The organism is Xanthomonas sp. WCS2018Noco2-27 (assembly GCF_031843525.1).
Classification (GTDB): Bacteria; Pseudomonadota; Gammaproteobacteria; order Xanthomonadales; family Xanthomonadaceae; genus Xanthomonas.
On record NZ_JAVTIK010000024.1, the window covers coordinates 21,028 to 31,213 of the forward strand.

A 10,186-nucleotide genomic window follows, 5' to 3' on the forward strand; every position below is an offset into this window, starting at 1 on the left:
AGGCGTTACCACGTGCGTTGAGCGGAACTTGGCACGCAATGCGACCAAAATCCTGGAAAGGGAAAAGGAGCTTTAGGCCGCATCGCGCGGATGCGCCACTACCGGCTGACGCTGACGCCCCAATCCTTCGATCTCCAGTTCCATCAGATCGCCCGGCTTCAGATACACCGGCGGCTTCTGGCCCAGGCCCACGCCCGGCGGCGTGCCGGTGCTGATCACATCGCCCGGCATCAGCGTCATGTAGCGGCTGATGTGGCTGACCAGTTCGGCCACGCCGAACACCATCGTGCGGGTGCTTCCGTTCTGGTAACGATGGCCGTTGACCTCTAGCCACATCGACAGGTTCTGCGGGTCGGCCACTTCATCGCGTGTGACCAGCCACGGGCCGATCGGGCCGAAGGTGTCGGCGCTCTTGCCCTTGACCCACTGGCCGCCATGCTCGAGCTGGAACTCGCGTTCGGACAGGTCGTTGATCACCGCATAGCCGGCGACATGATTCAGTGCGTCGTCCATCGACACATCGCGTGCGATATCGCCGATCACCACGCCCAGTTCCACTTCCCAGTCGCTCTTGACCGAGCCGCGCGGGATGATGACGGTATCGTTCGGGCCGCACACCGCGGTGGTGGCCTTCATGAAAAGAATCGGCATTTTGGGCACTTCCATGCCCGATTCGGCGGCGTGGTCGGCGTAGTTCAAGCCCACGCAGATGAACTTGCCGATGCGGCCCACCGCGGCGCCATAGCGCTGCTCGCCTTCGATCAGCGGCAACGTGGACAGATCCACTGCACGCAGTTTTTCCAGGCCGGCATTGGTGAGGTGCTCACCGGCGACATCGTCGATGACACCGCTCAGGTCGCGGATGCGGCCTTCGTTGTCGATCACGCCGGGACGTTCGTGGCCTTCGGCGCCAATACGTACGAGTTTCATGCAGTCTTCCTTTGCAGGGGAGGAGTCGGAGCGAGCAGCCAGCTGTTGCAAGGTGTTTCAGCAGGAGCTGGACGACGCGCTCGGAACAGGAATGTCGGTGATGCGTGCTGGCAACAGGCCGCCTCAGGCGTGCGATGCGACGTGTTGTCAGCGGTCTTCAGTGCGGCTAACACATCATCGCGAGCGGCCATGGGTCTGGCCGCTGCACAGCAGTATGGTCGGCTGCGTTTAGAGCGGCTAACAAAACGTAGCGAGCAGTCGTCAGGTGGGTGTGGACGGCGCGGAGGAACCGGAGTGTACGGGTGGTACATGCCGATTCCGAGCACCGGCCGCGCCCGCCTGGCGGTGAGCACAGTAGTTTTTGTTAGCTGCTCTTAGTTGGACCAGCCCCCGTCGATGATGTGGGTCTGGCCAGTGGTGAACGAGGATTCGTCCGAGGCCAGATACACCACCAGCTGCGCGATTTCGCGCGGGTCGCCCAGGCGGCCCATCGGCTGGCGATCGGTGAAGCTCTTCCACACCGCCTGTTCGTCGCCGCCCAGGGCCTGCACGCGCTGGCCCAGCGACGGCGTCTTGATGGTGCCCGGGCAGATCGCGTTGCAGCGCACGCCTTGGGCCACGTAATCGGCAGCAATGGCCTTGCTCAGGCCGATCACCGCGGCCTTGGTTACGCCGTACACAAAGCGGTTCGGCACGCCCTTGATGCTGGACGCGACCGAGGACATGTTGATGATGCTGCCGCGGCCGCGTTCGAGCATGCCCGGCAGCACCGCCTTGCAGGTGTAATACATCGCATCGACGTTGATCGAGAACGAGCGGCGCCACGCCGGCTCGTCACAGTCGAGAATGCTGCCCTGATGCACGTAGCCGGCACAGTTGAACAACACATCGAACGGGCCGTGTTCGGCGACCAGTGCTGCAATCGCGGCGGCATCGGTGACATCGAGCAGCTGGGTGGTGATCGCATCGGACTCGGACGCCAGCGCCTGCAACGCAGCGGCGTCGATGTCGGTGGCGATCACTTGCGCGCCGGCACGTGCGCAGGCCAGCGCGCTTTCGCGGCCGATGCCGGCGCCAGCAGCGGTGATCAGGCAACGCTTGCCCTGCAGACGGGTGTTGGGCGTGGTGGGAATGGAGACTGTCATACCGATAAGGTTCCGTGGGTGGGGGCCGCCGGCCGTGGCAGACGATAGAACGTGCGTGCGTTGTCGCCGAATACCGCATCGGCGTGTTCGGCGGCATGACGGGTAACGAGCTGTTGCGCAAGATCGAACCATTGCGCGTAATCGGCGCGCAGGGTCAGCACCGGCCAGTCGCTGCCCCAGAGCAGTCGCTGCGCACCGAAGCGCGCAAACAGATGCGCAACATACGGCTCCAGTGCATCGATGCCGGCACCGCGCGCGGCTTCGGTGAGCAACCCGGACAGTTTGCAGTGCACGTTGGGATGCTGTGCCAACGCGGCCATGCCGGCGGCCCAGGCAACGAATTCGCCGGCCGCAATCTGCGGCTTGCCGCCGTGATCGACGACCACGCGCAACTGCGGGTGGCGCTTCAAGCGCGCCTGCAATGCCGGCACATGCACAGCGCGGATCAAGGCATCGAAGGCCAGATCGTGGGCCAGCATCGCGTCGAAGGCGGCGTCCAATGCGGGGCTTGCCAGCCACTGCGCATCGGCGATGTCCTGCACCATCGGGCGCAGCCCCTTGAGTACACCGCCGCCTGCGCGGACCAGTGCGCCGATGCGTGCGGCGGCATCGGGCGCAGCAAAATCCGTCCAGCCGACCACCCCGGCAATGCGTGGCGCGTCGTGGGCGAGCTCGAACAGGTAACAGGTTTCGGCTTCGGTTGCGGCGGCTTGCACCACCACCACGCTGTCGACACCGGCCGCATCCAGCGCGTCGTCCACGTCATGCGGCGCGAAGTCGCGGTACAGCGGCGCAAGCTCCGGCGTCAGCCAGGCGTAATCGCCACGGGCCAGGTGCCAGAAATGCAGATGCGCATCGACGCGGCTCATGGCGTGGGCAGGTCCGTATCGAGCAGCCCGCCATCGCGCAGGCGCTGCCACAGCGCAGGCGGGATCGATGCCTGCAAGCGCGTGGCGGCCGATTGCACCTCGGCCAGGGTGCGCATGCCGGCCACCACGGTGGTCACCGCCGGATGCGCCAGCGGAAACTGCAGGGCGGCCGCGCCGATATCCACCTCGAACGCCGCGCACGCCGCATACAGACGCTGCGCATGCTGCAAGGTGGCGGTGTCCACCGGGGCGTAGTTATAGGTGGCGCCGGGGCCGCGCGCATCGCTGAGTAGGCCGGAACTGTAGGGGCCGGCCGACAGGATCGATACGCCGTGTTGCTGCGCCTGGTCGAGCAGCGCGCGCGCGCCGTGCTGTTCCAGCAGGGTGTAGCGCCCGGCCAGCATCACGCAGTCGATCGGGAAGCGTGCCAGCACCTCCAGTGCTACGTCCTGCTCGTTGACGCCCAGCCCGATCGCCCCGCACGCCCCGGACGCTTTCAACTCCGCCATGGCCGGCAAGGCCTCCTCCAAGGCCTGCCGCAGCACGTGGGCGTGGTTGTCGCCGTGGGTCAGCGCACCGATGTCGTGCAGCAGCAGCACGTCGATGTAGTCGGTGCCCAGGCGCTCCAGGCTGGAGGCGAACGCGCGCCGCACGCCGTCGGCGCTGTAGTCGAATGCGGCGCGGCGGCCGGCCACGGCAAAACCGTCGCGGCCGGCAACGGACTGTGCGTCGTCGTAGACGCAGCGGCCAACCTTGGTCGACAGCGTGTAGGCAGCGCGCGGCACGCCGGCCAGGCCGCGGCCCAGGCGTGTCTCGCTGAGTCCGTAGCCGTAGTAAGGCGCGGTGTCGAAGTGGCGGATGCCTGCCTCGAACGCGCCTGCCACCGCCGCCAGTGCGTCTGCCTCGGCGACTTCGGTGTACAGATTGCCGACCGGCGCAGCGCCGAAGCCCAGCGCCGACAGCTGCACGTCGGTGCGGCCCAGACGTTGCCGTGCCACGGCGCTCATGCGCCACGCTCCGCAAGGGTGGCGCAGGCGCGAATGGAATCTGGAGGGCAGCTGTGCATCGCAACGTCCACCAGCCGGCAGGTGCCCGGCTGTTCGCATATGAATATCGCAATCATCAATGAACAGATCACGCTGCAGTGCAGCATGACGATCCAGGGCGGCTGACGGATTGAGCAATCGGCACCGTGCGCGTCGCGCGCTCTCTCTGTTTGTGCGCGCATCGCTTGTGGTTGTCTGGTCCATCGGCTAACGGCTAACGGCTAACGGCTAACGGCAAGACCGCACTCCGCTGACTACTCGGATCTCTCGTGCGGCTGCGCCGGTGCCGCCGGCGGACCGGCAGGCGTGTGGAATCCATGACCCGGACCCGCATGGTCTTCGACCGGTGCCCCCATTGCGAACTCGGTTGTCCGCGTGCGCTGGAGAGATCGCCCCGCGGCTCTCCAGGCCAAGGGTAGCGCCGCGCTGATCGCGCCTGCTGTCGCCGTCTCGACACCCGCCCTACAGCGCAGTGGCATGACCCCTCGCATTGCAACGCACTCCAACCCTGCTATTTCAAAATCCGGGCCCCGCATCACCAGTTCCTATAACGCAGCCTGCGCGGTTGCCTCGCACCGGCGGCTAGGGCTAGATACCAGCCTTGATCCGATGAAACTGATGCATGCCAGACACGACACGGCGGGAGTTGTTCAAGGTGCTGGCCGCAGGCGCATTGGTCGCGCCGTTGCCGGCTGCCGCGCAGGCGTCAGCCGTGCCATGCGCCGCGCATCCGCCGCCGTGGGCGCGCGGCATCGAGGGCCAGCGCAAGGCCGACCTGGGCAACGGCACCTACCTCAACCCCATCGTGGCCGGCGATCACCCGGACCCCACCATCCTCAAGGATGGCGACGACTACTACATGACGTTTTCGTCGTTCTTTTCGTATCCGGGCATCGTGCTGTGGCACTCCACCGACCTGGTCAACTGGACCCCGATCGGCCCGGCGCTGCGCCAGGAACTGGGCACGATCTGGGCGCTGGATCTGTGCAAGCACGACGGCCGTTACTTCATCTATATCCCGGCCAATCCGGACGACAAGGGCTGGTCGATCTTCGTGATCTGGGCCGATGACATTCGCGGGCCATGGAGCGCGCCGATCGATCTGAACATCGCCGGCTGCATCGACCCCGGTCATGTCGTCGGCGAAGACGGCAAGCGCTATCTGTTCGTCAACGGCATCCGCAAGATCGGCCTGCGCGACGACGGCCTGGCCACCGATGGGCAACTCGAACCGGCCTACGCGCCGTGGCGGTATCCCGACGACTGGGTGGTGGAGAACTTCGCGCCCGAAGGCCCCAAGCTCACCTGGCACAACGGCTGGCTGTATCTGGTCACCGCCGTCGGTGGCACCGCCGGGCCGGTGACCGGGCATATGGTCATCGCCGCGCGGTCGCGCTCGGTGCACGGGCCGTGGGAACACTGCCCGCGCAACCCGCTGGTGCGCACGCTGTCCGAACAGGAGCCGTGGTGGTCGCGCGGCCATGCCACGCTGGTGCAAGGCCCACGCGGCGACTGGTGGCTGGTCTATCACGGCTACGAAAACGGCTTCCGCACCCTGGGGCGCCAGACCCTGCTGGAGCCGATCGAGTGGACCGCCGACGGCTGGTTTCGCGCCACCGGCGGCGACCTGTCCAAGCCGTTGCGCACGCCGGCACGCGCTGCCACCGGCAGTGCGAATGTGGCGAGCGGCTTCGCGTTGTCCGATGACTTTTCCACCGACCGATTCGGCACACAGTGGAGCCTGCACGCGCCCAAGCCCGGCGAGCAGGCGCGCGTGCGGCGGGCCAACAAGGCATTGACGCTGACCTGCGCCGGCACATCGCCGATAGATAGCGCACCGTTGACCTGCGGCGTACCCGATCGCGCCTACGCGGCCGAGGTGACGCTGGAGCTGGTCGGCAATGCCGAAGGCGGCCTCCTGCTGTTCTACAACCACAAGGCCTTCGTCGGCATCGGCTTCACCGCCGACACCATGAAGACCTACGAATATTCCGAAGAACTGGTGTGGGCACGCGCACCCAACACGCATCGCCGCATCCGCGTGCGGCTGACCAACGATCGCCACATCGTGAGCTTTGCGTATTCGTTCGACGACGGCCGGCAGTGGACGCGTCATCCCACGCGCATGGAGGTGTCCGGATTCCACCACAACGTGTTCGGCGGCTTCTTGAGCCTGCAGCTGGGTGTGTATGCCGCGCAGCAGGGCGAGGTGGTGTTGCGTGACTTTAGGTATCGCGCGCTGGGCTGAGCGTGGCTGAGCACTGACAACTGACAACTGACAACTGACGCTGCGCAATGACGCTGCGTGTTGTCAGTGTCTCGGTTCCAGGACGGGGACACCGTCAGCCCGATCCGATGTTTGAAAGCAGACGCCTTCGGATACCTCTCAAGGCAATCCTGCACCTGCCAAAACAAATCGTGGAGACACCGTGCTTATCTGCCGCGTGGGGCCTTGTGTTGCCTTGCACTTCTGCGGCTTTCAATGCAACGACGATGTGGTGCTCCCGCTATGCCGTCATGGACCACAGAAACGGTCGATTGACGCATCCTAATTTGCAAGCGCAGTCAGCACGCTGACAGCGGCGCTGCGTATGCCGTGCAAGATGCCGAAGAGAACCAGTGAGAGACCTCGTCAACTGATCCGCGACGTCGCACTGCACGCGCACTGCATGCGGATTCCAGTGCATCAACGAGCAGATCGCGCTGGTCTTCCAGCACCAGCTTCAGGGGTTCTACGCCAAGCTGGGCGCGTGCGCGTCACCGCAGAGGGCGGGGCCTTGATGGCCCCGCCGCTGGACTCAACCGCAGCAGTAGCAGACGTTGCCTTGTCCCAAATCGCCGCCGAACTCCGGACACTCGGCCTTGCAGGCCCATGCACTACACGACTCGGCCTTCGGCTGTGCGCCGTCCACGGCCATCACCTGGAACGCACCGAAGCCGGTGCTGGCCAGAAACGTCGCTGCCATCAACGCACCGCGCAAGCTTACCCAACGCTTTTTCATGCATTACTCCCTCAACGTTGCAAAAGCCGCTGGCGCATCCGTGCGGCCCAAGGCGGCGACCAGGTCCTGCACCCGCTCCGTGGTATCGAACACGCCAACATGGGAATGGCGCACGCGCCCGTCCCCATCGATGGCCATCAGCAGCGGCACGTTGCGCGCACGGAACAGCATCAGCGCGCGACGATCGGTCAACGTGACCACCGGAAAATCGAAGCCATGCACATGCGCATAGCGCGCGGCCTGCACTGCATCGCAATGGCACACACCCAGCAATTGCGGTCGACCCGGCAGGTTGGCCTGCAACTGGCGCGCCGCGCGCAGCACGGTCGGTGCCGAGCGCTGGCAGTACGGGCACGTGGTCGTGAAAAAGAACAGCACCTGCGCCGGCCCCTGCGGCGCACCCAGCAGATGGCGCTGACCCTCGGCGTCCATCGCCTCGATGCGCGGCACGTACATACCCTCGTACGGCGTGCTGATGCGCGTCTGCAGCCATTGCTGCTGCACGCGCAACTGTCGGTTTTGCCACGCCAGCGCCGCAATCAATGCACAGGCCACCAGCAGGCCGATCCAGAGCCAGGGAAAACGTCGCGCCATGCCAGCTCCAAAGCGTCCTTGATACCCGAGCCTTGCCCAGGCATCAGCTCATGGTCAATGGTGATATCGACAACTGCGATGCCGCGCGGTGCGCAGGTGTGGATGCGATCACGCCGGTGCGCTTGGGCTTGCCACCGTTGAGCAACGACATGTGGACGGTTTGCGCAAATAGTGCTGTAGGCAGGCCTTGCGACCGGTAACGCACGCGGCGGTCGCGCCATGCCATCTGCCGATGCGATCAGGCTGTTGCGCTTGGGCTTGCCATCGTTGGGCAACGACATGCAGGCGGTTTGCGCAAACGCGGTTGCAGGCAGGTCTTGCGACAAGTGCGCGCGTGGCTGTCGCGCGCTGCCATCTGCCAGTGCGCGGTGCATGGCATGCTGTGCAGTGCGGCGCGTCGGTACGTGCCGGTTTTGGGGGAGCGATGCACAAGGATTCAATGGCGCGCTGGCTGCTGCTGGCGGTGTTCGTCTGTGCGACAGCGCACGCCAACGACAGCAGTTTTGGCGACGACAACGGCACCATCCGGCTGCTGCACCAGCCCGACATCAGCATGGACAAGGAAGCGCTGCTGCTCAGCGAAGAACGCGTGCAGGTGGACTACGTGTTCACCAACAACAGCGAGCGCGACCTCAGCGTGCCGGTGGCCTTCCCGATGCCGCCAATGTATTTCGGCATGGCCGACCACAGCGAACTCACCGACTTCAAACTGTGGGTGGACGGCAAGCCGATCGCCACCACGCGCAAGCTGGTGGTGTTGCTGGACGATGGCAGCGACATCTCCAAGGCGTTTGCCGCCACCGGGTGGACCCAGGACGATGTGGAGGCCTTCACCGAATCCGGCACCCAGCCCAAGGCCCGCAAGCCACTGCCCGCGCGCTGGGTCGATGCCGACGCGCAGCCGCGTTTCACCCTCAACGAGTACTTCGTCTGGCAACAGCTATTTCCGGCGCGCCGCAGCGTGCAGATCCGGCATGCGTATGTGCCCAGCCTGTCCACGGGCGTACCGCAGCCCAGCACGTATCTGCTGGAGTCCTATGCAAAGGACACCTGCATCGAACCGGCCACCAAGACCAGCATGCAGCGCCGCGAAGGCCAGTCCGGCCTGGCCTGGGCCAACTTGCGCTACGTGCTCACTACCGGCAAGAACTGGAACGGCCCGATCAAGGACTTCCAGCTGACCATCCGCAAGCAGGCCGCCAGCGACATCCTGAGTCTGTGCTTCGACGGCGAGCTGAAAAAGATCGACCCGTTGACCTTCCAGTTCAAGCAGACCAACTTCGTCCCGATGCGCGATCTGAACGTCTTGTTCGTGCGCGCGCCGGAGTAAACGCCACAAGCCCCACACGTAGGAGCGCACCCGGGCGCGACGGAGCTTTCCCGGTAACGCCCAGCACAGTCGTGCGTGCCAACGCGCGTCAGGTTTCTTCTGCAAAACAAGCTTTACCGGTACGCCCATCGCGCCCAGGTGCGCTCCTACGCTGGTGTCGTGTCGTGTCGTGTCGTGTCGTGTTGCACGGCACAGCAAATCTATCGATTGCCCACCAACGATGAAGGCAGACGTAGTGGGATCACACGTAGGAGCGCGCCCGGGCGCGATGGAGCTTTCCCGGTAACGCACATCACAGTCGTACGTGCGAGTGCGCGTCAGGTTTCTTCTGCAAAACAAGCTTTACCGGTAACGCCTATCGCGCCCAGGTGCGCTCCTACGCTGGTGTCGTGTCGTGTCGTGTCGCTTTGCACGGCAGAGCACAGCAAATCTATCGATTGCCCACCAACGACGACGGCAGACATAGCGGGATCACACGTAGGAGCGCACCCGGGCGTGACCGGGCTTTTCCGACCAACCCCAACGCCCGCAGACACACCGCTGCGCGCGTCAGTCGTCTTCCGGCGGCGGCAACACGATGCCGTCGGAGTCGATGGCGAGCTTGCCGGCCATCAGCACGGCCTGGGTACGGTTGGTGACGCCGAGCTTGCGCAGGATTGCGGTGACGTGCGCCTTGATGGTGGCTTCGGACACGCCCAGATCGTAGGCGATCTGCTTGTTGAGCCGGCCCGCGCCCAGCATCTGCAGCACGCGGAATTGTTGCGGGGTGAGATCGCGTAACCGCTGGCCAACCTCGCGCTCTTCGCTATCGGTAGGCGGCAGGTTCTGCGCTTCGGCCGGAATCCAGCGTTCGCCATCCAGCACCGTGGCCAGCGCGCGGCCGATGGTGTCCGAGTCTGCGGATTTGGGAATGAAACCGAACGCGCCATGGTCGATGGCACGCCGCATCACCGTGGGTTCTTCGCGTGCGGACACCACCACCACCGGCAACTGCGGATGCAGCGAGCGCATATGCACCAGCGCACTGAAGCCTTGCGCGCCCGGCATGTTGAGATCCATCAACAGCAGGTCCGCGTCCGGTTGCGCATCGGCCAGCGTGTACAACGCATCCACGTTGTCGGCTTCGAACAGTTGCACGCCCGGCATGACCCGCTGCACCGCCCCGCGCAAGGCCTCGCGAAACAGGGGATGGTCATCGGCAATCAGCAGGGTGGTCATTGAGGGGCCGGGAGTGGGGAATCGGGAATCGGGAATCGCAAAGGCAACAGCA

Annotated in this window: 9 protein-coding genes and 1 other RNA gene; 2 read left to right on the forward strand and 8 right to left on the reverse strand. The window is 65.1% G+C overall.

Features of this window, described 5'->3' with window-relative positions; translation table 11 throughout:
- Positions 1-72: 72 nt before the first annotated feature.
- The 5 genes from RQH86_RS22670 to RQH86_RS22690 form a co-directional block, all read right to left on the reverse strand.
- The gene (locus RQH86_RS22670; protein WP_115529282.1) at positions 73-930 is read right to left on the reverse strand and encodes a fumarylacetoacetate hydrolase family protein; all 858 of its coding nucleotides are present in this window, start codon (positions 928-930) and stop codon (positions 73-75) included.
- A 235-nt stretch (positions 931-1,165) separates the two neighbouring features.
- A non-coding RNA gene (locus RQH86_RS22675) (sX9 sRNA) lies at positions 1,166-1,241 on the reverse strand.
- Positions 1,242-1,304: 63 nt separating this feature from the next.
- A complete protein-coding gene (locus RQH86_RS22680; protein WP_115514299.1) occupies positions 1,305-2,075 on the reverse strand; it encodes an SDR family oxidoreductase in 771 nt (256 codons plus the stop codon).
- Positions 2,072-2,944: an amidohydrolase family protein gene (locus RQH86_RS22685; RefSeq protein WP_055846749.1), complete on the reverse strand. Its 873-nt coding sequence runs from the start codon at positions 2,942-2,944 to the stop codon at positions 2,072-2,074. Before RQH86_RS22685 ends, RQH86_RS22680 begins: the two co-directional genes overlap by 4 nt.
- Entirely contained in the window at positions 2,941-3,951 is a 1,011-nt protein-coding gene (locus tag RQH86_RS22690; protein ID WP_311240353.1) for an aldo/keto reductase, read from the reverse strand. The genes RQH86_RS22685 and RQH86_RS22690 overlap by 4 nt, the downstream gene beginning before the upstream one ends.
- A gap of 661 nt (positions 3,952-4,612) precedes the next feature.
- Between RQH86_RS22690 and RQH86_RS22695 the strand changes: the two genes are divergently transcribed.
- A complete protein-coding gene (locus tag RQH86_RS22695; protein ID WP_311240354.1) occupies positions 4,613-6,238 on the forward strand; it encodes a family 43 glycosylhydrolase in 1,626 nt (541 codons plus the stop codon).
- A 550-nt stretch (positions 6,239-6,788) separates the two neighbouring features.
- Here RQH86_RS22695 and RQH86_RS22700 read toward each other — a convergent pair.
- Together RQH86_RS22700 and RQH86_RS22705 are read right to left on the reverse strand one after the other, a co-directional pair.
- Positions 6,789-6,992 carry a hypothetical protein gene (locus RQH86_RS22700; protein WP_115529278.1) on the reverse strand — a complete coding sequence of 68 codons (204 nt, stop codon included), beginning with the start codon at positions 6,990-6,992 and terminating at the stop codon, positions 6,789-6,791.
- A 3-nt stretch (positions 6,993-6,995) separates the two neighbouring features.
- The gene (locus RQH86_RS22705) at positions 6,996-7,559 is read right to left on the reverse strand and encodes a TlpA disulfide reductase family protein (RefSeq protein ID WP_311240360.1); all 564 of its coding nucleotides are present in this window, start codon (positions 7,557-7,559) and stop codon (positions 6,996-6,998) included.
- A 451-nt stretch (positions 7,560-8,010) separates the two neighbouring features.
- Between RQH86_RS22705 and RQH86_RS22710 the strand changes: the two genes are divergently transcribed.
- A complete protein-coding gene (locus tag RQH86_RS22710; protein WP_311240356.1) occupies positions 8,011-8,916 on the forward strand; it encodes a DUF4424 domain-containing protein in 906 nt (301 codons plus the stop codon).
- Positions 8,917-9,465: 549 nt separating this feature from the next.
- On the opposite strand, the gene RQH86_RS22715 is transcribed toward RQH86_RS22710, so the two are convergent.
- Complete coding sequence (locus tag RQH86_RS22715) at positions 9,466-10,134, reverse strand: response regulator transcription factor (protein WP_055850166.1); 669 nt, start codon at positions 10,132-10,134, stop codon at positions 9,466-9,468.
- Positions 10,135-10,186: the final 52 nt, after the last annotated feature.